Source organism: Promicromonospora sp. NPDC023805 (assembly GCF_040639635.1).
Taxonomy (GTDB): Bacteria; Actinomycetota; Actinomycetes; order Actinomycetales; family Cellulomonadaceae; genus Promicromonospora.
The window spans coordinates 33,240-58,675 of record NZ_JBFAAH010000008.1 but is presented as its reverse complement, the minus strand read 5'-3'; the positions used below and the strand labels follow the sequence as shown (position 1 = coordinate 58,675).

Genomic DNA, 25,436 nt, shown 5'->3' with positions numbered 1-25,436 from the left:
TCGATCCGGCCGCCCCGACAGACCCCACCCAGCACGAGCGAGGTATCTGATGTCCCTGATCACCCACTGGATCCACGGCAAGCCGGTCGACCCGTCCGGCGAGCGCACCCAGCCCGTCTTCAACCCCGCGACGGGCGCCGAGATCGCGCGCCTCGGGCTGGGCACGGCCGCCGACGTCGACCGCGCGGTCGCCTCGGCTGCCGAGGCCTTCGAGACCTGGTCGCGGTACCCGCTCGGCAAGCGTGCCGCGGTGCTGTTCCGGTTCCGCGAGCTGCTCGCCGCGAACACCGACGAGCTGGCGCGCCTGGTCAGCCGGGAGCACGGCAAGGTCGTCTCGGACGCCGCGGGCGAGGTGGGCCGCGGCCTCGAGGTCGTGGAGTTCGCCTGCGGCCTGCCGCACCTGCTCAAGGGCGAGTACTCGGACCAGGCCGCCACGGGCGTCGACGTCTTCTCGTTCCGGGAGCCGCTCGGGGTGGTCGCGGGTATCACGCCGTTCAACTTCCCCGTCATGGTGCCGCTGTGGATGAGCCCCATGGCGATCGCCACCGGCAACACGTTCGTGCTCAAGCCCTCCGAGCGCGACCCGTCGGCCTCGCTGTTCCTGGCCGACCTGTGGCAGAAGGCCGGTCTGCCCGACGGCGTGTTCAACGTGGTCCAGGGCGACAAGGAGGTAGTGGACGCGATCCTGCACCACGACGACGTCGCGGCCGTCTCGTTCGTCGGCTCGACCCCCATCGCCAAGTACATCCACGCCACGGCGTCGGCGCAGGGCAAGCGCGTCCAGGCGCTCGGCGGCGCCAAGAACCACGGAGTGGTGCTGGCCGACGCCGACCTCGACGACGCGGTGAACCACCTGACCGCCGCTGCCTTCGGCGCGGCGGGCGAACGCTGCATGGCGATCTCCGTAGCGGTCGTCGAGGACTCGGTGGCCGACGCGCTCGTCGAGAAGCTCGCCGCCAAGGCCCGCGCGGTCAAGGTGACGGCAGGCGACCAGCCGGGCGCCGACATGGGCCCTGTCATCACCGCGGCCGCGAAGGAGCGCATCGAGGGCCTCATCGGCTCGGCCGAGCGCGACGGCGCAGAACTCGTGGTCGACGGCCGCGGCCACACCGTGCCGGGCTACGAGAACGGCTTCTTCGTCGGCCCGACCGTCATCGACCGCGTCGCACCGGAGCATGAGGTCTACCGCGAGGAGGTCTTCGGGCCGGTCATCGACGTCGTGCGCGTGTCCGGCCTGGCCGAGGCGATCGACGTGATCAACGCGAACCCCTACGGCAACGGCACTGCCGTCTTCACGAGCTCGGGCGAGTCCGCCCGCACGTTCCAGCGCGGCGTGAAGGTGGGCATGATCGGCGTCAACGTGCCGATCCCCGTCCCGGTCGCCTGGCACTCGTTCGGCGGGTGGAAGGACTCCCTGTTCGGCGAGAGCCACGTCTACGGCCCCGAGGGCATCAAGTTCTACACGCGCGGCAAGGTCGTCACGCAGCGGTGGCCGCACCGCGAGCAGCGCGCCGACGCCTCGTTCCACTTCTCCGGCGACTCCCAGAAGTAAGGTTTGACCGGTAGTAAGTATGTCTTGACATGGGCTCTCGCAGCGGTAGCGTGGGTCACTCAGATCCTTCACAACGACGTGACCCAAGGAGCCCAGACGTGAACAGAACACCCCTCGCCCGTGCGCTCGCCCTCGGTGGCGCACTGGCGCTGTTCCTCACCGCATGTTCGGAGGGCGGCAGGCAGCAGGAGGACGACGCCGCTCCCGCTGCCGCCGCCGAGAAGACCATGACCGCGGTGATGGTCACCCACGCCGCACCGGGTGACACGTTCTGGGACATCGCCCGCCGCGGTGCGGAGGCAGCGGCCGAACGGTACGGCGTCGACCTGCAGTACTCGGGCGACCCCGACGCCGCCCGCCAGAGCCAGCTCGCCCAGCAGGCGGTGGACCAGGGGACGGACGGGCTGGCGCTGACCTTCTCCAAGGGCGAGGCGCTCCAGGGCGTCACGCAGAACGCCGTCGACGCGGACATCCCCGTCGTCGGCTTCAACGGCGGCATGGAGGACGCGCTCGACTACGGCGCGTTCACGTTCATCGGCCAGGACGACGGGCTCGCCGGCGAGGCGCTCGGCGACCTGCTCACCGAGCAGGACTTCACGCACCCGATCTGCGTGATCCACGAGCAGGGCAACGTGGGCCTGGAGGCGCGCTGTGCCGGCGTCAAGGAGAAGCTGCCCGACACCGAGACGCTCTACGTGCAGGGCACCGACATGACGCAGGTGAGCTCGACGGTCACCGCCAAGCTCCAGTCCACCGCGGACGCCGACGTCGTCATCGGCCTCGGCGCACCCTTCACGCTCACCATCGTCGACGCGGTGGCGGAGACCGGGTCGGAGGCGAAGGTCGCCTCGTTCGACCTGAACGCCGACCTCGCGCAGGCGGTGGCCGACGGCGAGGTGCTCGCCACGGTCGACCAGCAGCCCTACCTGCAGGGCTACCTGGCCATCGAGTCGCTCTGGCTGCAGCACAACGGCGGCTTTGTGCTCGGCGGCGGCCAGCCCGTCTTCACCGGCCCGGCGATCATCGACAAGGACAACGCCGCCGACGTCCTCGCGGGTGCCAAGGACGGCATCCGCTGATGGTCGCGGAAGCCACGCCCGCGCAGGAGGCGGCAGCACCACCGCCTCCGGCCGACGAGCGCGTAGTGCGCCGCTCGCCGGTCGCGCGGCTGCTCGTGCGGCCCGAGATGGGCGCCGTCGTCGGCGCGGTCGCGGTGTTCGCGTTCTTCGCGACCGTCGCCCCGGTGTTCACGCAGCTCTCGTCCGTCGCGACGGTGCTGTACGGGGCGTCGACGATCGGCATCATGGCGGTCGGCGTCTCGCTGCTCATGATCGGTGGCGAGTTCGACCTGTCCACGGGCGTCGCCGTCGTGTTCTCGGCGCTGACCGCCGCCCAGTTCTCGTGGTTCCTCGGCACGAACGTGTGGGTCGGCGTCGGCGTGGCCCTCGTCGTGTCGCTCGGGCTCGGGTTCCTCAACGGCTACCTGCTGATCGTGACCAGGCTGCCCTCGTTCATCGTCACGCTCGCGACCTTCCTGATGATCACCGGCGTCAACCTCGGCGTGACGCGGCTCGTGGCGGGCGGGGTCTCCAGCCCGTCGATCGCGGCGATGGACGGGTTCGAGTCGGCACGCGCGATCTTCGCCGCCAAGATCAGCTTCCTCGGCGTGCGCTGGGACGTGACTGTGGTGTTCTGGCTGGCCCTCGTCGTGATCGCGACCCATCTGCTGGTCCGCACCCGCGTCGGCAACTGGATCTTCGCCGCGGGCGGGGACGAGCTGGCGGCGTCCGCGGTGGGCGTCCCCGTCGTCCGCACCAAGATCGGCCTGTTCATGGGCGTCGGACTGTGTGCCTGGCTGCTCGGCATGCACAACCTGTTCGCGTTCGGCACCGTGCAGTCCGGCGAGGGCGTGGGCAACGAGTTCCTCTACATCATCGCCGCGGTGATCGGCGGCTGCCTGCTGACCGGCGGCTACGGCTCGGCGGTCGGCGGCGCCCTCGGCGCGCTCATCTTCGGCATGGTCAACAAGGGCATCGTCTACGCGCAGTGGAACCCCGACTGGTTCAAGTTCTTCCTCGGCCTCATGCTGCTCGTAGCCACTATCGTCAACCTCGTCGTCAAGAAGCGGGCGGAGCAGCGATGAGCACCACCAGCGGCGGCTCCCTCGTCCGGATGCGCGGGGTAGGCAAGCGGTACGGCAACATCCTCGCGCTGCAGGACGTCGACCTCGACGTCGAGGCCGGCAGCGTCACCTGCGTGCTCGGCGACAACGGGGCGGGCAAGTCCACGCTCATCAAGATCATCGCCGGCCGCCACCAGCACTCCGACGGCGTCCTGGAGATCCACGGCGAGGAGCGCACGCTCGGCTCACCGCGCGAGGCCCTCGACCTCGGCATCGCCGCCGTCTACCAGGACCTCGCGGTCGTCCCGCTCATGCCCGTGTGGCGCAACTTCTTCCTCGGCTCCGAGCTGACCAAGGGGCGAGGCCCGGCCCGCATCCTCGACGTCAAGCAGATGCAGCGCATCACCAAGCAGGAGCTGCTCGACATGGGCATCGACCTGCGGGACGTGAACCAGCCGATCCACCAGCTCTCTGGCGGGGAGCGGCAGTGCGTGGCGATCGCGCGCGCCGTCCACTTCGGCGCCCGGGTGCTCATCCTCGACGAACCCACCGCGGCCCTCGGCGTCAAGCAGTCGGGTGTGGTGCTGCGCTACGTGGTGCGGGCGCGCGACCGGGGGCTCGGCGTCGTCTTCATCACCCACAACCCCCACCACGCGTACCCCGTCGGCGACCGGTTCCTGCTGCTCAAGCGCGGCCGCCCGCTCGGGTACTACGCGAAGAAGGACGTGACGCTCGACGAGCTGACGTCGCAGATGGCAGGCGGCGCCGAGCTCGCGGAGCTGGCACACGAGCTGGAGCAGACAGGCGGCGACAGCTCGCTCATCGCCGACGTCCGGGCCGCGGAGGCGTGACCCAAACCTTGACCCGAGGCCTGACCCAAGAAATGAACCAAGGAGAAACCATGCGCATCGCGCTCATCGGCGCCGGACGGATCGGCGCCGTCCACGCCCGCTCGATCGCCGCGTCACCCGACGCCGAGCTCGTGCTCGTCGCGGACCCGGTCGACGGCGCCGCGGCGCGCCTCGCCTCTGCCCACGGCGCGGCGGCCACCACCGAGGTCGGCGACGTGTTCGCCGACGACACGGTGGACGCCGTGGTGGTCGCATCCCCGACCGCCCACCACGTCGAGCAGATCCTCGCGAGCGTCGAGGCGGGCAAGGCGGTACTCGCCGAGAAGCCCGTGGACCTCGACCTGGCCCGCGCCGACCGGTGCCTGGCTGAGGTCGGCGACCGCGCGCACCGCGTCATGCTCGGCTTCAACCGGCGGTACGACGCGGGCTTCGCGGAGATCCGCCGCCGTGTGGCCGCCGGCGAGATCGGCGACCTCGAACAGCTCACGATCATCAGCCGCGACCCCGCCGCGCCGCCCGTCGGCTACCTCGCGGGGTCGGGCGGCATCTTCCGCGACATGACCATCCACGACCTCGACATGGCGCGGTTCTTCCTCGGCGACATCGTCGCCGTCCAGGCGGTCCCGCAGCGCCTGGACCCCGCCTTCGCGGAGATCGACGACTACGACGCCGCGATCGTCACCCTCACCGCCGCCTCCGGCGCCGTGGCGACGATCATCAACAGCCGGCACTGTGCGGCCGGGTACGACCAGCGGCTCGAGGCGTTCGGCCCGCGCGGCGCGCTGCGCGCGGAGAACCACACGGCGACGTCGGTGGTGCTGGACGCCGCGGGATCCTCTGGCGCCCGCGGCCCGTACCTCGACTTCTTCCTCGAGCGGTACGCCGCGGCGTACACGAGCGAGCTCGCGGCCTTCGTGGCCGCCATCCGCGAGGGCTCCGCACCGACGCCGTCGCTGCTCGACGGACGCCAGGCGCTGGCGCTCGCCGACGCAGCGACCGAGTCCGCCCGCACGGGCCGCAGCGTCGCCCCCGCCCCGGTGCCGTCGCCGGCGTCGTCGGCCGCCGTCTGACCCCTGCCGGACCCCATACCCCACCCCGGACGAGAGAGAACGAGATGACCAGCGAGACGACGTCCTCCGGCGCTCCCACCAGCAAGGCGCGCAACACCGACCCGCGGTTCAGCAAGCTCACCGTCGGCGTCTGCCCCGATCAGTGGGGCGTGTGGTTCCCCGACGACGAGAAGCAGATCCCCTGGGAGAAGGCGCTGGCCGAGATGGCCGAGGCCGGCTTCGAGTACATGGAGACAGGCCCGTACGGCTACTTCCCGACCGACCCGAAGCGCCTGCAGAAGGTGATGGACGACAACGGCTTCACGGTCGTCGCAGGAACCGGCTGGGGCGTGCTGCACAAGGCCGAGGCCTGGGCCGAGACCGAGAAGACCTTCCGAGCCATCGCGGAGACCCACGCGGCCGTCGGCGCGGAGTACATAGTCCACCTGCCCCCGCTGTTCCGCGACGACAAGACCTGGGAGTGGACCGACGACCGCGTGCTGACGCCGGACGCCTGGAAGCTCTACACCGAGAACGCCAACCGGCTCGGCCAGATCCTCAAGGACGAGTACGGGCTGAAGATGGTGCTCCACCCGCACGGGGACAGCCACATCGAGACGCCGGAGGACATCGCGCGCGTGTTCGACGCGACCGACCCCGACTACGTCAACCTGTGCCTCGACACCGGCCACATCGTCTACGGCGGAGGAGACCCGCTGGAGATGATTCGTACCTACCCCGACCGCATCTCCTACGTGCACATCAAGGCCTTCGACGTCGAGCTCACCGAGCAGGCGCACAAGGAGGACTGGCCCTTCGGCGAGGCCGTCGCGCGCGGCGCGTCGGTCCGGCCCCCGGCGGGCGCCCCCGACATGAAGTCGCTCGTCGCCGCGCTGGCCGGCCTGGACAAGGACCTGTACGTCGTCACCGAGCAGGACCTGTACCCGTGCGACCCGCGGCTGCCGCTGCCGAACGCCGTCATGACCCGCCAGTACCTGGCGTCGTGCGGCCTGGGCCTGCTCTGACAGGGCTGGAGATACCGACGTGACGGGACGACGGCGGATCGGCGTCGGGCTCATCTCCGCAGGCTGGATGGGCGCCGTCCACTCGCACGCCTACCGGGCGCTGGGGGAGCGGTACCCGGAGCTCGACGTCGACGTCGTCCCCGTCATCGTCGCCGACACCTCCGCGCCGAACGCCGAGGCGGCGCGACGCCGCTTCGGCTACCGGGAGACGACCGCCGACTACCACGACGTGCTCGCCCACCCCGAGGTCGACGTCGTGTCGATCTGCAGCCCCAACTACCTGCACCGCGAGCATGCGCTCGCGGCCGCGGCGGCCGGCAAGCCGTTCTGGGTGGAGAAGCCCATGGGCACCTCCGTCGGGCAGTCCCAGGACATCGCCGACGCCGCGCGGGACGCCGGGCTGGTCACCGCTGTCGGGTTCAACTACCGGCATGCGCCGGCGGTGGAGCACCTGCGGTCGCTGGTCCGTTCGGGCCGGCTCGGCCGGGTCAGGAACGTCCGCGTGGTGCTCGACGCCGATTACTCTTCGTCGCCGTCCGGGCCGCGGACCTGGCGGTTCGTGCGCAAGACGGCGGGGTCGGGGGTGCTCGGCGACCTGCTCAGCCACGGGTTCGACCTGGCGCGGTACGTGGTGGCTCCGGTGAGCGAGGTGACGGCGCTGACCGAGACGTTCATCGGCTCGCGTCCGGCGCCGGCGGGTGGCGGCGGTGTTGGGCATCAGGCGCGCGGTGATCTCGACGGGGAGCTGCTGCCCGTGGAGAACGAGGACTACGCGGCGGTGCTCGCGCGGCTCGACGGCGGTGCCGTGGCGACCTTCGAGTCGTCCCGCGTGGCCGTGGGGCCGCGGTGCGGATACGGGATCGAGGTGTTCGGGAGTCTTGGCACCGCGCGGTGGGACTTCGAGCGGATGAACGAGCTCGAGGTCTGCCTCGGGCCGGGGGACGCCGGGTACGGGTTCACGCGGGTGCTGACCGATGGGGCGCACGGGGAGTTCGGCCGGTTCAATCCTGGCGGGGGCATGGGGTTGAGCTTCGAGGACCTCAAGGTCATCGAGGGGGCGGAGTTCGTGACCTCGGTGCTCACTGGGGAACAGCTGGCGCCGTCGGTGGCTGATGGGCTCCAGGCGGCGCGTGTGGCGGCGGCTGCGGAGGCTTCTGCTGTTGACGGGCGGTGGCATGCGGTGGAGGTCGGGTAACGACTGGCGTCTCTGCCGCACCTACCGGATAAGATGAGGCACGTCGGACACGGAGCCTGTCTGGAGAACCCCAGGGTGACCCATGATTCCGTGCCGTTCCGCGGGCTGTGGCGCAGCTTGGTAGCGCATCTGCTTTGGGAGCAGAGGGTCGCTGGTTCGAATCCAGTCAGCCCGACCCCCGCCCACCAGCACTGATACACCTTGGTGCTGGTGGGCATCGTCGTTTCCAAAGGCTGTGGCCGATGCTCGGGGCGGGAGCCCTAGGCGCTACTGCTCGCCGGCCCCGTCGAGTCCCGCCAGATGATCGTGTTCAGCGGGCCCTCCGACGGCGCAGCCCCCAGCTCGGGGCGAAGGGTGGCAACGAGCCGGGACATGGCCGCCCGGCCGAGTCTGTGGTGGTCGACCTGCACAGTGGTGAGTGTCGGCGCGAGATAGGCACCGAGCAGGTGGTTGTTCCAACCCGTCACGCTGAGGTCGCCGGGGATCGACCAGCCGCGCTCCCGAGCGCCCTGCACCACCCCCGCTGCGCTGGCGTCGTTGCCCGCGATGATGGCGGTGGGTCGGCCCTCGTCCGGGAGCGCGAGCACCGCCTCGCGCCCGGCGTCCGCCGACCAGTCGCCCTCGTGGACGAGCGCCGGACCGAGCCCCAGGCGTTCGACGGTCGCCACGAACACGTCGCGGCGTCCGCGGGCGGACGCGTAGTCCAGGGCTCCGGTCACGTGGAGGAACCGCCGATGGCCCAGCTGGGCGAGTCGTTCGACGAGCTCGGCGACAGGTGAGCCGTCGGCGAGCTCGCCCACGGCGCGGAACTTGTCGTCGTAGTCGGCCGAGACGACGATCGCCGCCCGGTCGGGGAACCGGTGCTCGGACTCGGGCGGCAACGGCGCGAGGGCGAGGACGCCCTCGACCTGGCCCGAGTCGGAGAGCTCCAGGACCCGCTCGAAGCGGTCCACGGGCGTGCCCTCGACGCTGAACGCCTCGATCGTGTAGCCGTGCTCGTGGGCGACCTCCATGACGCCGCCGAGGATCTGCGGTGGACCGTACGACCCGACCCCGGGCAGCAGGACGGCGATGCGTCCGCTGCGGCGGGTGCGCATCGACCGTGCCGCCAGGTTGGGGCGGTAGTCGAGCTCCGCCACGGCGCGGCTGATGCGTTCGATCGTCTCGGGTCGCATCTTCGTGTCGCTGCGCAGGTACCGCGAGACCGTCTGGTGCGAGACGCCCGCAGCCTTGGCGACCTCCCAGATCGTCGAGCGCCGAGGCGCGGCCGCGCCCTGGTCGTGCGTCGAGCCCTGGTTCGTCATGCCCCATCCTCACCGGTCAAGGACCGTACTGCTGTGGTCCGCGGTCATTCTGGCACTCATCGGTAGATCTCATCAGCGAAAGAGCCTCTTGCGGAGTGATCGATCACCTCCTACGGTAGCCCAGACAGTGATCGATCACTCTGCAACGGAGCAGCACGTGGGACAACGGCTTACACGAAGACAGCTGAGCTGGTGGCAACGGCTGGTGCGGGACCGGGCGATCCTGCTGCTGGCCCTGCCCGGCATCGCCGTCATCATCGTGTTCCAGTACCTGGCGCTCGGCGGTAACGTCATCGCCTTCCAGGACTATCAGCCCTACCTCGGTATGGGCCGCAGCCTCTGGGTGGGGCTGGAGAACTTCGCCATCCTGTTCTCCGGCGATCCCGCATTCCTTGGCGCGCTGCGCAACACCCTCGTGATCACGCTGCTGCAGACGGTCCTGGTCTTCCCGGCGCCGATCGTGCTCGCACTGATCCTGCACAGCCTGGTCTCCAACCGCGTGCGACAGCTCGTGCAGTCGGTGCTCTACCTACCGCACTTCCTGTCCTGGGTGATCGTCGTGGCGGTCTTCCAGCAGGTGCTCGGCGGCGCGGGCCTGCTCAACAACTTCCTGCGGGCGCGCGGGTGGGAAGCCGTCGGCATCATCGGCAACTCCGACGTCTTCTACGCGCTGATCACGTCGCAGGTCATGTGGAAGGACACCGGCTGGGCGACCATCCTCTTCCTCGCGGTACTCGCCGGGATCGACAAGTCGCTCTACGAGGCCTCCGCCGTCGACGGCGCATCGCGGTGGCGTCAGACCTGGCACATCACGCTGCCCGGGATGCGGCCGATCATCATCATGCTGCTCATCCTCAAGCTCGGCGACTCCCTGAGCGTCGGGTTCGAGCAGCTCATCCTCCAGCAGCAGGCAGTCGGCCTCGGCGTCTCAGAGGTGCTGGACACCTATGTCTACAACCAGGGCGTCATCGGCGGGTACTGGGGCGTCGCGGCAGCCGTCGGGCTGGTCAAGGGAGTGCTTGGGCTCGTGCTGGTGCTCGTCGCGAACAGGGTCGCCCACGCGTTCGGCGAGGAAGGCGTCTACCGAGCATGATCGACACCCGACGACGAGCACAGCCGCGGGGAAAGCCCCAGGTGATCGACGGCGTGGCGCTGCCAGGACCCGTCGAGCGCGTGGTCAAGGGCATCATCCTCACCGTCGCGTGCGCACTGGTGATCCTGCCGTTCGTCGGCATCATCTCCACCAGCCTCGCCACCCCGGAACAGGTCACGCAGGCCGGCGGCTTCGTCTTCCTGCCGACAGGTATCGACCTGGGCGCCTACCGCATGATCTTCGCCGGCGGCGTCGTGACGCAGGCCCTGTGGATCAGCGTGCTGGTGACCAGTGTCGGCACCGCCATCAGCCTGGCCCTGACGACCACCCTCGGCTGGGCGCTGAGCAGGCGCGGAGCCTTCGGCGTGCGCGCGATGCTGCTGCTTGTCCTGGTCAGTCTGCTCTTCAACCCCGGCATCATCCCGAGCTACCTCGTGGTGCAACAGCTCGGGCTGCTGGACAGCCTGTGGGCGCTGATCATCCCGACGTCCGTCTCCGCGTTCAACGTCGTCGTCGTGCGGGCGTTCTTCGTCCGGCTCCCGCACGAGATCATCGACAGCGCCCGCATCGACGGCGCCTCCGAGTGGCAGCTCTTCACCAGGATCGGGCTGCCGCTGTCGAAGCCCGTGCTCGCAGTGGTCGGGCTCTTCTACGGCGTCGGCTACTGGAACGCCTTCTTCAACGCCCTGCTCTACATGTCGGACGCGAGCAAGTGGCCCCTGCAGCTGGTGCTGCGCACGTTCGTGGTCGACGGCACCCAGCTCGGCGGCCAGGACCTGGGCATCGACGCCGGAGCCCTCCCGCCGCAGACCTCCCTGCAGATGGCGATCCTCGTGGTCTCCGTCGTGCCGGTCCTGCTGGTCTACCCGTTCCTGCAGCGGCACTTCGCCCAGGGCATGCTCACCGGCGCCGTCAAGGGCTGACCCTGCCTGTTCGACCTGTCACTGGACCTACCCGCTCAACGAGGAGCCGTCATGAACATGCTGCCCATCGACCCCCGCATCACCCGGCGCAACCTGCTGAGAGGAGGCCTCGGCCTCGGCGCGTTCGCCGTGCTCGGCCTGGCCGGCTGCAGCAACGAGGGCCGCGGCGGGGGAGCCCTGGCTACCAGCGCCAGCGTTGCCCTGCCCACCTATATCCCGTTCGAGGGCATCGCTGTTGACCTCAAGGGCGCCGACGGCGTCAGCGACACGATGCTCGCCTACCCGGCGAACCCCAAGACCTTGACCGACGGTCCGCCCGGCGACGGGCAGGACATCCGCGCGCTCGCCATGACGAACACGTCGATCCCGCCCTCCGCGGACCGCAACGAGTTCTGGCAGGCGCTGAACGAGCGCCTGGGCTGCTCCTATGCCGTCTCGCAGGTGCTGGCGGGCGACTTCACCGACCGGTTCCAGACCGCCGTCGCCGGAGATCAGCTCCCCGACCTGTTCACCATCCTCCCGGGCCAGGTACCCGGCCTGCCCGGGCTGCTCGCAGAGCGCGCGACGGACCTCACCGACCTGCTCTCCGGCGACGCCGTGGCGAAGTACCCGTTCCTGGCGAACATCCCGACCGAGAGCTGGAAGTCCACCGTCCACGGCGGAAAGATCTACGGCATACCCATCCCGCGCGGGCCGGTGAGCAGCCGGGTGACGTACGCCAGGCAGGACCTCCTCGACGCACAGGGCATCCCGGCGGAGGTGAGCTCGCTGGACGACTTCCACGCACTCTGCAAGGAGCTGACCAGCTCGTCCGGCCGCTGGGCGCTCGGCCAGGTTCCCCGGGAATACCTCCGCCAGATGTACGAGGTCCCGAACGGCTGGACGGAAGCGGGCGGCAAGCTCGTCAGCGCGAACGAGCACGAGGGCCAGGAGGCGGCTCTCGAGGAGGGCCGCCGGCTGGTCGCCGACGGCCTCGTCCACCCCGATGCGTTCTCCGTCGAGCAGCCACAGCGCAAGACCTGGCTCGTGAACGGGACCATCACCCTGCTCGACGACACGTTCAGCGCCTGGTCCGACTTCTCGAACTTCCCGATCAGCGACGAGTTCCGCCTCGCCGTCGTGCCGCCGCCGGGACGGCGAACATCTGGCTCGCCGGCGCGACGCACAACCTCACGTCGATCAGCACGAAGTCCGCCGACCGGGCCGAGGCCCTGCTCGGGGTCCTCAACTACCTCGCAGCCCCCTTCGGCAGCGCCGAGCACCTCTTCAAGAACTACGGCATCGAGGGCGTCCACCACGAGCTGAAGGGCACCGACCCGGTCCTGACCGACAAGGGCCGCAGCGAGCTGCAGCTCTCGCTGAAGTACCTCGCCGAAGGCCCATGGGTCAACTTCCTGGCTGGTAGCCCCGACGTCGCGCAGGCGCAGTACGACGCGCAGACCGCCACGGTGCCCACCGCCGTCCGCAACCCGACGGAAGGGCTGTTCAGCGAGACCGGCAGCCGGCGCGGCCCGCAGATCGGCGAGTCGCTCGCGTCGGTCGAGACCGACATCATCGCGGGCCGTAAGCCCGTATCCGCATGGGGCCCGGCCGTCGAGGCCTGGAAGCGTGGCGGCGGCGACAAGATCCGCGACGAGCTCCAGCAGGCGCTCGCCGAGCGCGAGAGCTGACTGTCCTGGTGATCGTCACCTGGTTGGCCCTGGGGGAGCGAGGCAAGTGCGGGTCGGCCCAGGGCGCACAGGGCCGACCCGCACAGCAGCGCTCACACTCGTCACGAACTCTTCGACGCGTGCCGCTCACGTCCTGGCGCGGGCCCGGTCGTGGCCGGGCGACGGTCCTGGGTGCCCGACGTGGGGAACAACAGGGCAAAGGTCGCGCCGGACCCGGGAGCGCCGTCGATCGTCAGCGTGCCGCCGTGGGCGCTGACGATCTCGTTGACGAGTGCGAGGCCGAGTCCGAGGCGTACCCTGCCCGCTTCTTTCTTCGACCCGCGGCGGAACCGTTTGATCAGTTCGCGCGCGCGTGCTGGGTCGAGGCCTTCGCCGTCGTCGATCACGGCGAGGCCTACCTCGGTGCTGCGTGACTGCAGGGCGATCACGACCCGGCCGCCCGGGCGCACGTGTACCAACGCGTTGTCGACGAGGGAGGACACCGCGCGTCGCAGGGCGCTGGTGGTGCCCTTGACGACGTAGCTGGTGCTGGATCGCGCGTCGACGACGAGGTCGACGCCCGCGATCTCGGCCCGGGTGGCGAACGAGGCTCGCACCTCCTGCGCGAGAGCGTTCAGGTCGACGGGCACCTGGGGGATGGGCCGGTGCTGGATCTCGGCGGTGAGGAGGAGGTCGTTGACCACCTCTGCGGCGATCTTGGCGTCCTGGGCCAGCTGCTCCAGCTCCAGTCGCTGTGCTTGGTCGACCGTCGATCCGCGGAGCAGGAGCTGGGCGCGGGTCAGCACGATGGCCAGTGGAGTCCGAAGCTCGTGGCTGACATCGGCGACGAAGTGTCGTTGCGACGCCAGGGCTTCGCCCAGCGAGCGGACGGCACGGCGCCCGAACGCCCAGCCGAGCACCGCGGACGCCAGGACGCCGAGGGCACCGGCTGCCAGGGAGAGCCGGGCGAGGCGTTCGGTCTCCTCCTGCTGTTCGACGAAGTTCATGATCGCGGTGACGCGGGTGCCGTCGGCCGCTTCTCCGACATAGGCGAGGAACGGGGTGCCACAGATATCGACGCGTGACTGGCCGTCGGGCAGACGTGCTGCGGTCTCGCGCACATGGCGCTCCGGGCAGTTCGTGGGCATGCCGTCCAGGACCACGGTGTCCGTGCCGTCCAGGGTCACATGGTGGTCTCCGGCCTCAGCGACCTTGGCGTGCAGCTTGGTCTCGGACGCATCCCGTCGTGCCTCGAGACCGACCGCGTACACCAGGGCGATCACCGCGGACACCACTATCGCGACCGCTGCGCCGGTCTGGAGCGCAACGGCGAGTGACGCCCTGCGCAGCAGCCGACGGTCGCTGACCGCAGCGGTCACGACGGCCCGAGCCGGTAGCCGAGGCCGCGTACCGTGCGGATCATGCCGTGGCCGAGCTTGCGTCTCAGGTAGTAGACGTAGGTGTCGACGGCGTTCGGGCTGTCCGCGTTCTGGAAGACCCGTCGATGGAGCTCCTCACGGGTGCGGACGCGGCCCGGGTTGGCGGCGATGACGCGCAGCAGCGCGCACTCCTGGGCGGACAGCTCGACGGGTTCGGCGTCGGGTGACAGCACCCGACGTGTCGCGACGTCGAGGCGGCGCCCGCCGAGATCGATCATGGTCGACGTGTCGGCATGCCGGCGCAGGAGGGCACGCAGGCGCGCCAGGAGCTCGTCGCTGTCGAAGGGTTTGACGACGTAGTCCTCTGCGCCGGCGTCGAGGCCCTCTACCCGGTCCTCGGTGGTGCCTCGTGCGGTGAGCAGCATGATCGGCGTCGTGATGCCACGGCTGCGGAGGCGGCGGACCAGGTCGACCCCCTCCATCGCGGGAAGCGTGCGATCGATGACCAGCGCGTCCCACCGGCCGGTCAGCCCGTGGTGCAGCCCGGCCTGGCCGTCGAAGACGGGCAGCACGTCGTAGCTCTCCACGGTGAGCAGGCGGACGAGCAGCTCCGACAGGCGCCTGTCGTCCTCGACCAGCAGCACACGGCGAGCGTCGAGGTCCATGCGCCGATTATTTCACCCGCTCTCTGAGGTTGCTCTGAGATTCGGTCCAGAGACTTGATCTCAGCCGGGACTTGTCGGTTCCCGGTCGCGATCCGCTGTGGGTCGCCGTGCACCTCACCTACCCAGCGTTCTGCACCACCGTTGACGACCGATGCGCCAAGGGGGCGCACAGGGGGTATCTGATGCAGCATCTTCTCGACCACGCCCGTTCCTTTCCCAACCGGGTCGCCCGGCAGCGCGACCATTTCGACGAGCTCGCGCACGGGCAGTCTCCGCAGGTCCTGTTCCTGACTTGTTCCGACTCCCGGGTGATCCCGTCGCTGATCACCGGGGCCCGTCCCGGCGAGCTCTTCGAGCTCCGGACGGCGGGCAACATCGTGCCCCGTCACGACCGGCCTGCGGCGGCCGGCGAGACGGCGACCATCGAGTACGCCGTCGAGGTGCTCGGGGTCTCCGACATCGTGGTGTGCGGGCACTCGCACTGCGGCGCCGTGGGCGCCATGTCCCGTGGGGACGACCTCTCCGCCGTACCGGCCGTCCGCTCGTGGCTCGAACACGCGACGCCGCTTCCCGGAGCGACGGCGGGTGACGGACCGAGGCTGACGAGCGCGGTCCAGGCCCATGTCATGGACCAGGTCGAGCGCCTGCTGAACTACCCGTGCGTCGCCCCGCGTGTGAGCGACGGCAGGCTGAACCTGCACGGATGGTTCTACGAGGTCGACACCGGGACCGTGCTCGCGCACCGCGCGCACGCCGACGAGTTCCTGCCGCTGTGAGCGCCCTCCAGAGTGCGGCGGTGCACGCGCCGTCGTCGAGACGCGAGACGTTCCTGGCCGACCTGACCGCGTCGTTCGTGGTCTTCCTGGTCGCGGTGCCGCTGTGCGTCGGGGTGGCCGTCGCCTCCGGCGTACCGGCCGAGCTGGGCCTGGTCACCGGCATCGTCGGTGGCCTGGTCACCGGGTTCCTCCCGGGGAGCAGCCTGCAGGTCAGCGGCCCGGCCGCCGGCCTGACGGTGCTGGTCTACCAGGCGGTGCAGCAGTTCGGCATCTCGGTGCTGGGGGTCCTGGTGCTCGCCACCGGGCTGCTCCAGCTCTTGATGGGTGCGCTCCGTCTGGGCCGCTGGTTCCGGGCCATCTCGGTCGCGGTCGTCGAGGGGATGCTCGCGGGGATCGGGCTCGTGCTGATCGCCGGTCAGCTCTACTCCATGGCGGGGCTCAGCGCGCCCAGCCAAAGCCTCGCCAAGATCGCCGGACTACCCGGCATGCTCGTCGACACCTGGGGCTCCAGGGCCGCGCTGACGTCGTTCGCGCTCGGCCTGGGCACGATCGTCGTGCTCGTCCTGTGGAAGAAGATGCCGCAGCGGCTGCGGGTCGTACCCGCGCCCCTGGCCGCGGTCGGGCTGGCGATCGTCGCCGGCGCGCTGCTCGGGCCGTCGGTAGCCAAGGTGGAGGTGCACGGCCTGCTGGACTCGATCCAACCGCCCGGGCTCAGCGACTTCAGCCGGCTCGCCGAGTTTGGGGTGATCGGCACGATCCTCGCCTTCACCCTGATCGCCTCGGCCGAGAGCCTGTTCAGCGCCGCCGCCGTGGACCGCCTGCACGACGGGCCACGCACGCGGTACAACCAGGAGCTCATGGCGCAAGGAGCGGGCAACGCGGTGTGCGGTGTGCTCGGTGCCCTGCCGCTCACGGCGGTGATCGTCCGCAGCGCGGCCAACGTCCACGCCGGTGCGAGGACCAAAACGTCCCGGGTGCTGCACGGAGCCTGGCTGCTCCTCTTCGCCGCCCTGGTGCCTGCGGCTCTCGGCCTCATCCCTGTCGCGGCTCTGGCTGGGGTGCTGGTGCATGCCGGCTTCAAGCTGATCCCGCTGGCAGAGATCCGCCGGTTGTGGCGGACGCACCGCGGCGAGGCGCTCGTCCTCATGGCGACCGCGCTCGCGATCGTCTCGGTGGGCATGTTCGAAGGGGTGCTGGTCGGACTGGCCCTTTCGATCATCAAGACCGCCTGGGACACCTCCCGTGTGCACCTGGAGGTGAGCGACGACGGCCACGGCCCGATCGTCGCGCGTCTGATCGGCAGCGCGACGTTCCTGCGCCTCCCCAAGCTGCTCGACCAGCTAGAGGCTCTGCCGCAAGACCGGCCCGTCGAGGTCGATCTGTCCGGCCTGCATCATCTCGATCATGCCTGCCGCACCTCGCTGGAGAACTGGGCCGCGCGACACAGCGCCGAGAGCGTCCAACCGGTGCAGCTCGCCCGGAAGCCGTGAGCGAGTCCTCGGACTGCTGCTGCGAGTCGTCGACAAAGAGGCTCTCGTGACATACGCCGCGAGGCGTTCGTCCGGACACACTCCCAGTGGCCGAAGAAACCCCTGTCGCGTCTGTGCGGTCGGGGCCTTTCGGCGCCGGACCGGTCGTCCCCGCTTCTTGAGGGCGCCCGGAGGCTCGTGAGAACGCTACAAGCGACGCGGGTCGTTTCGCTTCCCGGAGAGGGGGTGAGGAGAGGGTGAAGTCCGGGCGAGAGGACCAGGTCGTGTTCACCGAGCACGAGCCGTAGCTTGGTCGCCACATTCAGCCCGGCCCTACGACGTGCCTGTCCAGGGGTGCGATGAATGCGGAGTGCCGCCCGCTGCGTAGGCTCGCGTCATGGCCCGCATCCTCATTACCGGCATGTCGGGGGCCGGGAAGTCGACGCTGCTCGGCGAGCTCGCGCTGCGGGGGCACCGCACGGTCGACACGGACTACGACGGCTGGGAGCTGCCGGGCGCCCTGTGGGACGAGGATCGGATGAGCGAGCTGCTGACGCGTCACGACGACGTGGTGGTCTCGGGGACCGCCGAGAACCAGGGCCGTTTCTACGACCGGTTCGAGCAGGTCGTGCTGCTGAGCGCTCCGGTCGAGGTACTGATCGAGCGCGCGTCGACCCGCACGAACAACCCGTACGGGCGCTCGGCGGACCAGCAGGCCGAGATCCGCGAGTACGTCGTCGAGGTCGAGCCCCTGCTGCGCCGCGGCGCGGACATCCAGCTCGACGGTCGCCGCCCGGTCGCCGATCTGGCCGACGTGGTCGAGGGACTTATGTGAGCGACCCCTACACACTGCATGCGACACGCCGGTGACGCCATGCAGTGTGTAGGGGTCGCGGACCGAGTCGGTCAGCCTTCCTTATCGCCTGCGCTGTGGGTGTCAGCCATGGCTGGCCCCCATCCCGATATCAACCTATGTTGCCGCCCCCACGCCAACGCCGGTGCGCCTGGGTCACAGGGTCGGCTCGATCGGGACGATCGTGCCGTCGGTGCGGAAGGTCATCCGGTCGATGGCGACCTCGCGGTTGGTGCCGTTGCCAGCGGGGACGGCGAACCGGTGATAGGCGACGTGCCAGGTGTCGGTGCCGGGTGCCTGCACCACCGAGTGGTGGCCGGTGCCCTTGATCCCGAGGTCGAGGCGTTTGCTGAGCACGACCCCGCGCTTGGTCCACGGGCCGAGCGGGGACGTGCCGGTGGCGTAGGCGACCTGGTAGTTCTCGTCCCGCGTGTCGTTCTCGGACCACATGAAGTAGTAGGTGCCCTGGCGCTCGAACACGAACGACGCCTCCCGGTAGCCGCTCGGGGTGATGTTCTTGACCTTGGCCGGGTCGAACGACGTCATGTCGGCGTTGAGCGGCACGACCCACGCCGTGCCGTTGCCCCAGTAGAGGTAGGACTGGCCGTCCTTGTCGGTGAACACCATCGGGTCGATGGCCTGCCCGGAGTAGGCGCCGGCGCGCACCAGCGGCTTGCCGAGGGCGTCGCGGAACGGGCCGGCAGGAGAGTCGGCCACGGCTACGCCGAGGTGCTTGGCCGTGTCGCCGGACGCTGCGCCGCCGCTGAAGTACATGTAGTACTTCCCGTTCTTCGCGACGACGGCGGGCGCCCAAGCCGAGTTGTCGGCCCAGGACACGTCCGGCCCGAGGTCGAGAACGACGCCATGGCTGGTCCAGGTCACGCGGTCGGTCGAGGACCAGGCGGTGTACGACGGCGACGACCAGCTCGCGTAGCCGTCCGTCGTCGGGTAGAGGTAGTACCGGCCGCCCAGGTAAGTGATGTGCGGGTCGGCGAAGAGACCGGGAATGACCGGGTTCTTGTTCGTCTTCGGCGCCCATGGGGACCGGAGCTGGAATGAGCTGTCGGCCCGGAAGAGTGCCGTGTCCTGGTACGTGTCCATCCAGAGCTCGGAGTCGCGGTGTCGAAGGCGCCGCTGCGGGAAGTTGTACGACGTGAACGACACCGAGCCCGAGATGGAGCCCGACTCGGCGCAGAACGTGGCGTCGCCGCGGAACGTGGCTGAGCCGTCGTTCGTCTCGAGGCGCACCCGGAAGTCACGGTGCCGCAGGAACTGGCCGTTCACTGCCTGGAACGAGTAGCACGACGGAGACGCGAGACCCGGCACGATCGTGAGCGACGCGTCCTGCTTGAGCTGTGCGGAGCTGGAGGACGTCACGGGATCGACCCGGCCCAGCCAGTCCTGGTGCCGGACGAAACGCCCCGGCTGGTTGACCGACTCGATCGAAGCGCGGCCGAGTGCGATCGTGACCGGGGCGGCCTGAGCCGAGGGCACGAGCGTGGCAGACATGAAGATGAGTGCGAGCAGGGCGGCGAGACGGATCTTTCGGGGTGGCGTATTTCTCATGGTTCTCTCCTTTGAGGACCTGTGAAAGCTCGGGCGGCAGCACCCGACCCGCAACAAACTTTCGCCATGTTAGCGCTCACACCGTGTGACGGGAAGGTGACCACGGGACGAGGGGCTGCCGGTGGTCCGCCGTGTCGGGTCGCGCTAACGGCGGAGAACAAGGGTGGCGCGGCGGTCGGCGTACTGCCTGACGAGGCTGGGTAGACGCCCGGTGCGTAGACCGGCTGGTGGGTCGTCCGCAACTGTCGCAGACCCTGGTGAGCGGCAGGATGACGAAGCAGGCCGCGCGGGTTAATTGCGCGCCGGCCCAGGATCAGAGGGTCGCTGGTTCGAATCCAGGCAGGCCGACCCGCGCCACCAGCACTGATACACATTGGTGCTGGTGAGCTTCGTCGTCCCTGAGGACGTTGCGTATCCGCAATCCACCGGAGGGATAGGTCATGACAGGACAGTTCGGGCTCTACGTGCGACACACGCTGAAGGAAGGAGCCGTCGAGGCGTTCGATCGACTCGTGGCGGTAGCCGCCGAGGGGATTCGGGAGGAGCCGGGAACCCTCGTCTACGTGAGCCACATCGTCGAGGGACAGCCCAACGTGCGGGTGTTCTACGAGCTCTACCGCGACCGCGCAGCGTTCGACGAGCACGAGCGCCAAGAGCACACCCGGCACTTCCTGACCGAACGCGAAGCGCTCGTCGACAGCATCGAGGTGGACTGGCTCACGTCGATCACCGGGAAGGCGCCACGGTGACACAGGCGCCCGCCCTCGTGGCGTTCCGTGCTCGCGTGGCGCGCCTGCCCAAGCTGTGCAGCCTGTCGCAGACCGAACTTGCCTGAGCGATCAACCGCTCAGAGTCGTAGGTCTCTCAGGTCGAGCGGGCGGAGATCAAGGTCGATCGAATGTCCGTGCTCCAATCCGTCTGCACGCGACACACGTAGGGCCCGGGAGAATCTTCCTGGAGCCCTACGTGTGTCGCCCTGGCGTGGCTCGGTCGCCGAAACACCACGTAAGCGACACTCTCCATGTATGGCGAAAAACGACGATGACGCGAGGCGGTTCTTCGATCCCACCCCGGAGTACGACTTCGACCCCACGGACGACTACGCGGACAGACTCGGAATCACCTTCGTTCCCGTTAACTACTTCGATGAAGTACAGGGAGACGAATGGGTCGCGATCCAAGCTCCAGGAGCAGCGTGGAAGCGGGGCTGGCTCGACCACGCGATTGAGCGCGCATCTGATCCCGAATCCAAAGGCCCAGCCCTCCTCCTTCGTGAGAGCCGAACACGTACCTCATGGGGTGCCGACGGGTCGGGGGTTGAGTACCTCGCACACGTAGGTAGCACCCTGTATGAAGCAGCGGTTGCGTATGGCGTGGGGAAGTTACTTGAGGAGATGGGCAGGCGACTTGCCGAGCGGTGGCGAGGCTCTGACGTTGAAGACCTCACGATCAGTGAGGAGGAAGCGGAGGACGCCGCTCGTTGGCGTCTCGCCACTCGCTACGAGGTTCGAAGTGACGACTTCAGCCTCGAATCGATCGAGACGGAAGGGTCTACTGCGACTATGCGCCTATTGCACCGCGAGACTGGCGCAGAGTACGAAGTCACCGTTCAGAAGGGGCGCGGGGGTACGCACCTAGTCCGGTGCAAGCGGAGCGGGCCACCGACTCCCTGAGGCCCCCGACGGCCTACCGGCCTCAAGCATGAAGAAGATGGTCCTGACACGAGTCGCCCGCCTGTTTCGCGATGCCACGAGGCCCCCGACGCCAGTCGGGAGGTTAGCGTCGACGAGAGCGGTGATCCAGGTCCGGAAACGTGGGTCTTTGTCTATCCGAGGAGGGAGAACAGCACGGTCGCTGCTCCGTTGTCGTCGAGGGTTCCAGTGACGTGGTCCGCACCGGCGATCACGAACGGCGGCGCGTGACCCATAGCCCAGCCGTGTGCGGCCCAACCCAGCATCTCCACGTCGTTCTCCGAGTCGCCGACGGCGACCGTGTCGCCCGGCTCGACGCCGAGCTCGGTGCGCACCTTCTCCAGTGCCGTCGCCTTGGAGATTCCGGCCGCCGTGACGTCGACCCAGTCGCGTCGGGTGGCGATTGCCGTCAGACCGAGCGCACGCAGGGCCCACACCAAGCGGTAACCAGACGGGCCTTGCAGGGCAATGCGGGGAGTCGGGTGTGTCCACAGCTCCTCAAGCCCGCGCACGCTGTGCTGGGCGCCGTTGAGCTCGTAGTCAGCGAACGGGATGTTGACCCGATAGCCGGTGCCCACCCTCTCGGCCGCGATGCGCACACCAGGAGCCGCCGCGACGGCGACGCGGATCGCGGCTTCGGCGTCGAGGTTGTGCTGCTGGGTGACCTGGTAGTGGTCACCCACCAGGTGTGCGGTGACCGCGCCGTTGCTTGCCACGATCCACGCGTCGTCCAGCCCGAGCTGCAGTGCGACGGGCAGCGCGCCCACGAGGGAGCGTCCCGTCGCGAGCACGATGTGATGGCCGGCCGCCCGAACCTGAGCAGCCGCGGCGCGCACGGCGGCCGTGGCCGGACTGCCGGTACGGACCAGGGTCCCGTCGATGTCGCATGCGACGAGGAGCGGCGCGGAAGTTCTCATACCTGGAAGCATTTGTCAGCCCGGTGCTCGCGGGATAGGTGAGAGGTGGGGAGACGTTCACCTCCCCTCTGGTTGCCTGTCTGTGGCGTGGGGCACCATGGGGGCCATGAGTACACGGCCTGCCTGGGCGGATCGGCTGCGGCGCGAGCGTGAAGCGCGCGCCTGGTCGCAGGCGCGCGCCGTGGCGAACCTGCAAGCGGTGTACGCCCGTTCCTCCGGGAAGGAACCGCCATCGGCGGAGTCGCTCGTGCGGCAGTGGAAAGAGTGGGAATCCGGCCGTGTCACCCCACGCAGCTGGGCGCCACACATCGCGACCGTCTTCGGCACGGTCACCGCCGACCTCTTCCCACCGGCTGCCCCTGCCGGAGAGACCTCCTTGCTCCTGGAAGCGGGGATGGACACAGCCGAGCTGATCGCCCGGCTGCAACGCTCGTCGATCACCGACGCCACCGTGACCGCCGTCGAGGTCACCGTCGAACGACTCTGCACGGAGTACCGCTATCGCGAGACCCGCGAACTGCGCGCCGAGGGGCTGGCCTGGCTGGGCCGCATCACCCGGCTGTTCGACGAGCGCCTCTCCTTCGCCCAGCACCGCGACCTGCTGTCCCTAGCCGGACGCCTGGCGCTCCTGGTCGGCTGCGTCGAGTACGACGCCGGACAGCACGTCGCCGCGGAGGCAACCCGCCGCTACGCGCTCAACCTCGCCAACGAAGTCGACGACCACCACGTCGGCGGCTGGGCCCACGAGATGAGCGCATGGTTCGCATTGACCTCCGGCGACCTGCACCGCGTCGTCGCAGCAGCCGAGCACGGCATCGAAGTCGCCGGCGCTCGCAGCGTCAGCGCCCAGCTGGCCGCCCAGGCTGCCAAGGCCTGGGCGCGGCTCGGAAATGCTCACCAGGTCGAGCTGAGCCTCGAGCGCGGTCGCACGGTTCTTGAGGCCCTGCCGATGCCGTCGAACCCGGACGACCATTTTGTGGTCGACCCTGCGAAGCAGACCTATTACGAGATGGACGTGCATCGGAACGTCGGCAACGACGACCGGGCGGTGCTGTACGCCGAGGAGGTGCTGCGCGCCGGTATCCGGCCCGACGGCGTTGAACGCAGCCCGATGCGTAATGCTGAGGCCCGTATCACGTTGGCCGTCGCTGCGGCTCGTGCGGGGGACGCCGACGCCGCGCTCGACTACGGCATCGAGGCGCTGACCGGCGATCGCCGATCGGTACCGAGCCTGGCCCTCGTCGCCCACGAACTGACTCGCGAGTTCGACCGCGCCAATCTCTCTGACGACCCGCGCGCCCGCGCCTATGCGGACGCTCTGATCGACATCGGCAACTGAGACAGCGAAGCGCGCTGACCAAACGGGGACGGCGGCACCCGCTGGGAGTGTCAGGCATGGCGGAGGCAAAGACCCGCAGGGGAGTAGGTGGCACCGCGTGGCTCCCCACCAAAGGGACCCCCGCCGAGCGTGTGAGCCGTACGCCCGGCAGGAGTCCCGGTCACCGCCTCAGAAGCGCCGTCCCGCCCGCGCCAGGATGTCGGCCGCCGCCGGGTCGGCCTTGATCGCCTCGTCGAAGGTCTCCTTGGGCAGCACGGTGTTCCCGGCCACGGTCACCGTCTTGGGCGGGTCGTCGTAGCCGTCGGGCAGGACGTCCCAGAAGTTGCCGATGAAGGCGACGTTCTCCAGCGGCGGGCCCACCTGCAGCACGATCGGCGTGTCGGCCCGGCACACGATGTTCCCGATGACGGTGATCCACGCGGCGCCGTAGTCGGTGTAGAGCCCGAAGTTGTACGACGTCAGGACATCGCGGATCACGTTGCCCCGGACCACCGCCCCGCCGGCGAATGACGAGCCCTGTGGCGCGGACAGGTAGATCCCGCCGCCGTCCATCAATACGCCCATGCTCCGTTCGACGAGGTTCCCGATCACCTGGGTGCCCTTGGCCGGCTCGCCGCCGACGATCACTATGCCGTTGTGCGGTACGTCGTGGATCTCGTTGTGCGCCAGGGTGGTCTCCTCGGAGACGAAGACCAGGATGGCGGGCGAACCGCGGTACTCGGTGCCGATGTGGTGGACGAGGTTGTCCTCGACAGCCACGCGGGTGGAGCCCTGGACGGCGATCCCGCTGCCCGAGATCTCGTCGAAGACGTTCCCCCGGACCTCGACGGCGGTACTGACGTCGATCGCCAGTCCGCCGGCGCCGAGGCGAGTGAAGTGGTTGCCCTCCAGCACTATCCGGCTGACCGAGTCCAAGATGACGTTGGCCGGTAGCTGGGTCGATGACGCTGGAACGTGGACATAGCCGACGTCGGCACCCATGTCGATCTTCTGGAACCCGCCCTGCTCGTGGCGTCCGTTGCCGTGATAGTGCAGGTAACCACCAGAACGGGTGGGACCCGACCACTGCGCGTCGGCGAAGGTGAAGCCGCGCAGCACGATGTCGTGCACGCCTTGCCCGCTGACGAGCGTCTCGAGAACGGGCACGATTGCAGCGGTCCTGCCGATCTCCTCGCCGGGGCGCGGGCGGTAGTGCAGGACGTGTCCGCCCGGTTCGGAGCGGTCGACGGCGAAGGTGCCCGGCTCGCCGAGGAAGGCCACGTTGTTCTCGAGCACGGACGGTGCGGCGAGGCCGTCCCAGGTCCCGTCACCTCCTGCGCCGTACCACTTCGAGTCGTAGAGGGACTTGGCGTTGTCGAAGGCGGGCTGGGCCATGGTGATGGTGGTCGAGGAACCGTCTCCGGAGATCGCGGCGACCGCCAGGCGAGCTTCGGCCCACGGATAGACGCCCGGGTAGACGAGCTCCAGTCCTGAGGGATCCGGCCACGACTGAGGTTCCACGCTGTCCGTGACGTAACCGGTAGCGGTTTTCGTCACGTTTCCGGGAAGCCCGGTGGTGCGGGCCGCCCGGGTGGCTGGGCGGTCGTCGACGGAGAGCCTGCGTGGTTCCAGGTCGCCGATCGGGGCGGTCCAGACGCCGTCGGCGCCCGCGGACCAGGCGGTGACCTCGCGGCCGCCGCTGAGCACTACCTTCTCCTGGTCGGCCGTTCCGTAGCCGTGTGCCTGGTAGGCCACCCGGAAGCCGTTCGTTCCGGAGTCGGCCTGCGTGTCGTCGAACGTGAGCGGTTCTTCGAGGCGGTAGACACCGGCTCGGAAGGTGACGACGATGTCGCCGGTCATCTCGGCGGCGAGAGCGCGGACGGCTCGCTGCGCCGCGTGCGGGCTGGCGAGCGGCCGGTCGAGGGTGCCCGGCCAGTCGTCCTGGCCGTCAGGGGACACGTAGAACCTGTTTCCGGGCATGATGAAGCGGCTCCTACGAGTTGATTTATGGAATATACTGAGGTTTATCAGTTAAACAG

Annotated in this window: 23 protein-coding genes and 1 tRNA gene; 18 read left to right on the top strand and 6 right to left on the bottom strand. The window is 69.2% G+C overall.

The genetic code is table 11. The features are described 5' to 3' along the window. Positions 1-49: 49 nt before the first annotated feature. The 8 genes from AB0F70_RS10375 (at position 50) to AB0F70_RS10340 (ending at position 7,969) form a co-directional block, all read left to right on the top strand. A complete protein-coding gene (locus AB0F70_RS10375) occupies positions 50-1,552 on the top strand; it encodes a CoA-acylating methylmalonate-semialdehyde dehydrogenase (protein ID WP_357447216.1) in 1,503 nt (500 codons plus the stop codon). Positions 1,553-1,650: 98 nt separating this feature from the next. Next, the gene (locus AB0F70_RS10370; protein WP_357447213.1) at positions 1,651-2,631 is read left to right on the top strand and encodes a substrate-binding domain-containing protein; all 981 of its coding nucleotides are present in this window, start codon (positions 1,651-1,653) and stop codon (positions 2,629-2,631) included. Beyond that, positions 2,631-3,695 carry an ABC transporter permease gene (locus AB0F70_RS10365; RefSeq protein ID WP_357447210.1) on the top strand — a complete coding sequence of 355 codons (1,065 nt, stop codon included), beginning with the start codon at positions 2,631-2,633 and terminating at the stop codon, positions 3,693-3,695. Before AB0F70_RS10370 ends, AB0F70_RS10365 begins: the two co-directional genes overlap by 1 nt. Continuing rightward, entirely contained in the window at positions 3,692-4,525 is an 834-nt protein-coding gene (locus tag AB0F70_RS10360; protein WP_357447208.1) for an ATP-binding cassette domain-containing protein, read from the top strand. Before AB0F70_RS10365 ends, AB0F70_RS10360 begins: the two co-directional genes overlap by 4 nt. A gap of 50 nt (positions 4,526-4,575) precedes the next feature. Continuing rightward, a complete protein-coding gene (gene iolG / locus AB0F70_RS10355) occupies positions 4,576-5,595 on the top strand; it encodes an inositol 2-dehydrogenase (protein WP_357447205.1) in 1,020 nt (339 codons plus the stop codon). A gap of 44 nt (positions 5,596-5,639) precedes the next feature. Next, positions 5,640-6,599 carry a TIM barrel protein gene (locus AB0F70_RS10350; protein WP_357447202.1) on the top strand — a complete coding sequence of 320 codons (960 nt, stop codon included), beginning with the start codon at positions 5,640-5,642 and terminating at the stop codon, positions 6,597-6,599. 19 nt (positions 6,600-6,618) lie between these two features. After that, positions 6,619-7,794, top strand: coding sequence for a Gfo/Idh/MocA family oxidoreductase (locus AB0F70_RS10345; protein ID WP_357447199.1), 1,176 nt, complete (start codon positions 6,619-6,621; stop codon positions 7,792-7,794). 101 nt (positions 7,795-7,895) lie between these two features. Then, a tRNA-Pro gene (locus AB0F70_RS10340) sits at positions 7,896-7,969 on the top strand. Between the two features lie 85 nt (positions 7,970-8,054). On the opposite strand, the gene AB0F70_RS10335 is transcribed toward AB0F70_RS10340, so the two are convergent. Continuing rightward, positions 8,055-9,098, bottom strand: coding sequence for a LacI family DNA-binding transcriptional regulator (locus AB0F70_RS10335; RefSeq protein WP_357447196.1), 1,044 nt, complete (start codon positions 9,096-9,098; stop codon positions 8,055-8,057). A gap of 157 nt (positions 9,099-9,255) precedes the next feature. On the opposite strand from AB0F70_RS10335, the gene AB0F70_RS10330 reads away from it, so the two are divergent. From AB0F70_RS10330 to AB0F70_RS10315, 4 genes are all read left to right on the top strand, one after another. Next, the gene (locus tag AB0F70_RS10330) at positions 9,256-10,191 is read left to right on the top strand and encodes an ABC transporter permease subunit (RefSeq protein WP_357447192.1); all 936 of its coding nucleotides are present in this window, start codon (positions 9,256-9,258) and stop codon (positions 10,189-10,191) included. Beyond that, positions 10,188-11,114, top strand: coding sequence for a carbohydrate ABC transporter permease (locus tag AB0F70_RS10325; protein WP_357447189.1), 927 nt, complete (start codon positions 10,188-10,190; stop codon positions 11,112-11,114). Before AB0F70_RS10330 ends, AB0F70_RS10325 begins: the two co-directional genes overlap by 4 nt. A gap of 51 nt (positions 11,115-11,165) precedes the next feature. After that, positions 11,166-12,419 carry a hypothetical protein gene (locus tag AB0F70_RS10320; RefSeq protein ID WP_357447186.1) on the top strand — a complete coding sequence of 418 codons (1,254 nt, stop codon included), beginning with the start codon at positions 11,166-11,168 and terminating at the stop codon, positions 12,417-12,419. Positions 12,420-12,562: 143 nt separating this feature from the next. Further along, positions 12,563-12,784: a hypothetical protein gene (locus AB0F70_RS10315; protein WP_357447183.1), complete on the top strand. Its 222-nt coding sequence runs from the start codon at positions 12,563-12,565 to the stop codon at positions 12,782-12,784. A 101-nt stretch (positions 12,785-12,885) separates the two neighbouring features. On the opposite strand, the gene AB0F70_RS10310 is transcribed toward AB0F70_RS10315, so the two are convergent. Together AB0F70_RS10310 and AB0F70_RS10305 are read right to left on the bottom strand one after the other, a co-directional pair. Beyond that, positions 12,886-14,142 carry a HAMP domain-containing sensor histidine kinase gene (locus AB0F70_RS10310; protein WP_357447180.1) on the bottom strand — a complete coding sequence of 419 codons (1,257 nt, stop codon included), beginning with the start codon at positions 14,140-14,142 and terminating at the stop codon, positions 12,886-12,888. After that, positions 14,139-14,807, bottom strand: a complete 669-nt coding sequence (locus AB0F70_RS10305; protein WP_357447177.1) for a response regulator transcription factor — start codon at positions 14,805-14,807, stop codon at positions 14,139-14,141. Before AB0F70_RS10305 ends, AB0F70_RS10310 begins: the two co-directional genes overlap by 4 nt. Before the next feature lie 182 nt (positions 14,808-14,989). On the opposite strand from AB0F70_RS10305, the gene AB0F70_RS10300 reads away from it, so the two are divergent. The 3 genes from AB0F70_RS10300 to AB0F70_RS10290 all read left to right on the top strand — a co-directional run bounded on the left by AB0F70_RS10300 (position 14,990) and on the right by AB0F70_RS10290 (position 17,887). After that, on the top strand, positions 14,990-15,583 hold the full coding sequence (locus tag AB0F70_RS10300; RefSeq protein WP_357447174.1) for a carbonic anhydrase: 594 nt from the start codon (positions 14,990-14,992) through the stop codon (positions 15,581-15,583). Beyond that, the gene (locus tag AB0F70_RS10295) at positions 15,580-17,073 is read left to right on the top strand and encodes a SulP family inorganic anion transporter (RefSeq protein ID WP_357447171.1); all 1,494 of its coding nucleotides are present in this window, start codon (positions 15,580-15,582) and stop codon (positions 17,071-17,073) included. Before AB0F70_RS10300 ends, AB0F70_RS10295 begins: the two co-directional genes overlap by 4 nt. Positions 17,074-17,449: 376 nt before the next feature. Continuing rightward, positions 17,450-17,887: an AAA family ATPase gene (locus tag AB0F70_RS10290; protein WP_357447168.1), complete on the top strand. Its 438-nt coding sequence runs from the start codon at positions 17,450-17,452 to the stop codon at positions 17,885-17,887. Between the two features lie 174 nt (positions 17,888-18,061). Here the strand turns inward: AB0F70_RS10290 and AB0F70_RS10285 are convergent, their stop codons facing one another. Next, entirely contained in the window at positions 18,062-19,471 is a 1,410-nt protein-coding gene (locus AB0F70_RS10285; protein ID WP_357447165.1) for a family 43 glycosylhydrolase, read from the bottom strand. A gap of 440 nt (positions 19,472-19,911) precedes the next feature. Here AB0F70_RS10285 and AB0F70_RS10280 point away from each other — a divergent pair, with 440 nt between their 5' ends. Then, on the top strand, positions 19,912-20,220 hold the full coding sequence (locus AB0F70_RS10280; protein ID WP_357447162.1) for an antibiotic biosynthesis monooxygenase: 309 nt from the start codon (positions 19,912-19,914) through the stop codon (positions 20,218-20,220). A gap of 276 nt (positions 20,221-20,496) precedes the next feature. Further along, on the top strand, positions 20,497-21,144 hold the full coding sequence (locus AB0F70_RS10275; protein ID WP_357447160.1) for a hypothetical protein: 648 nt from the start codon (positions 20,497-20,499) through the stop codon (positions 21,142-21,144). A 152-nt stretch (positions 21,145-21,296) separates the two neighbouring features. On the opposite strand, the gene AB0F70_RS10270 is transcribed toward AB0F70_RS10275, so the two are convergent. Next, on the bottom strand, positions 21,297-22,079 hold the full coding sequence (locus AB0F70_RS10270; protein WP_357447157.1) for an HAD family hydrolase: 783 nt from the start codon (positions 22,077-22,079) through the stop codon (positions 21,297-21,299). 106 nt (positions 22,080-22,185) lie between these two features. Between AB0F70_RS10270 and AB0F70_RS10265 the strand changes: the two genes are divergently transcribed. Continuing rightward, on the top strand, positions 22,186-23,418 hold the full coding sequence (locus AB0F70_RS10265) for a hypothetical protein (RefSeq protein ID WP_357447154.1): 1,233 nt from the start codon (positions 22,186-22,188) through the stop codon (positions 23,416-23,418). Positions 23,419-23,586: 168 nt separating this feature from the next. Here AB0F70_RS10265 and AB0F70_RS10260 read toward each other — a convergent pair whose 3' ends face one another. Beyond that, the gene (locus AB0F70_RS10260) at positions 23,587-25,377 is read right to left on the bottom strand and encodes a right-handed parallel beta-helix repeat-containing protein (protein WP_357447151.1); all 1,791 of its coding nucleotides are present in this window, start codon (positions 25,375-25,377) and stop codon (positions 23,587-23,589) included. Between the last annotated feature and the right edge of the window lie 59 nt (positions 25,378-25,436).

Bases quoted from the DNA above. Each gene is read 5' to 3' on its own strand.
- AB0F70_RS10300 (WP_357447174.1), top strand. From the start codon at position 14,990: ATGCAGCATCTTCTCGACCACGCCCGTTCCTTTCCCAACCGGGTCGCC.
- AB0F70_RS10325 (WP_357447189.1), top strand. From the start codon at position 10,188: ATGATCGACACCCGACGACGAGCACAGCCGCGGGGAAAGCCCCAGGTG.
- AB0F70_RS10285 (WP_357447165.1), bottom strand. From the start codon at position 19,471: ATGAGAAATACGCCACCCCGAAAGATCCGTCTCGCCGCCCTGCTCGCA.
- AB0F70_RS10275 (WP_357447160.1), top strand. From the start codon at position 20,497: ATGGCGAAAAACGACGATGACGCGAGGCGGTTCTTCGATCCCACCCCG.
- AB0F70_RS10320 (WP_357447186.1), top strand. From the start codon at position 11,166: ATGAACATGCTGCCCATCGACCCCCGCATCACCCGGCGCAACCTGCTG.
- AB0F70_RS10270 (WP_357447157.1), bottom strand. From the start codon at position 22,079: ATGAGAACTTCCGCGCCGCTCCTCGTCGCATGCGACATCGACGGGACC.
- AB0F70_RS10335 (WP_357447196.1), bottom strand. From the start codon at position 9,098: ATGACGAACCAGGGCTCGACGCACGACCAGGGCGCGGCCGCGCCTCGG.
- AB0F70_RS10375 (WP_357447216.1), top strand. From the start codon at position 50: ATGTCCCTGATCACCCACTGGATCCACGGCAAGCCGGTCGACCCGTCC.
- AB0F70_RS10360 (WP_357447208.1), top strand. From the start codon at position 3,692: ATGAGCACCACCAGCGGCGGCTCCCTCGTCCGGATGCGCGGGGTAGGC.
- AB0F70_RS10265 (WP_357447154.1), top strand. From the start codon at position 22,186: ATGAGTACACGGCCTGCCTGGGCGGATCGGCTGCGGCGCGAGCGTGAA.
- iolG (WP_357447205.1), top strand. From the start codon at position 4,576: ATGCGCATCGCGCTCATCGGCGCCGGACGGATCGGCGCCGTCCACGCC.
- AB0F70_RS10260 (WP_357447151.1), bottom strand. From the start codon at position 25,377: ATGCCCGGAAACAGGTTCTACGTGTCCCCTGACGGCCAGGACGACTGG.
- AB0F70_RS10290 (WP_357447168.1), top strand. From the start codon at position 17,450: ATGGCCCGCATCCTCATTACCGGCATGTCGGGGGCCGGGAAGTCGACG.
- AB0F70_RS10280 (WP_357447162.1), top strand. From the start codon at position 19,912: ATGACAGGACAGTTCGGGCTCTACGTGCGACACACGCTGAAGGAAGGA.
- AB0F70_RS10305 (WP_357447177.1), bottom strand. From the start codon at position 14,807: ATGGACCTCGACGCTCGCCGTGTGCTGCTGGTCGAGGACGACAGGCGC.
- AB0F70_RS10350 (WP_357447202.1), top strand. From the start codon at position 5,640: ATGACCAGCGAGACGACGTCCTCCGGCGCTCCCACCAGCAAGGCGCGC.
- AB0F70_RS10365 (WP_357447210.1), top strand. From the start codon at position 2,631: ATGGTCGCGGAAGCCACGCCCGCGCAGGAGGCGGCAGCACCACCGCCT.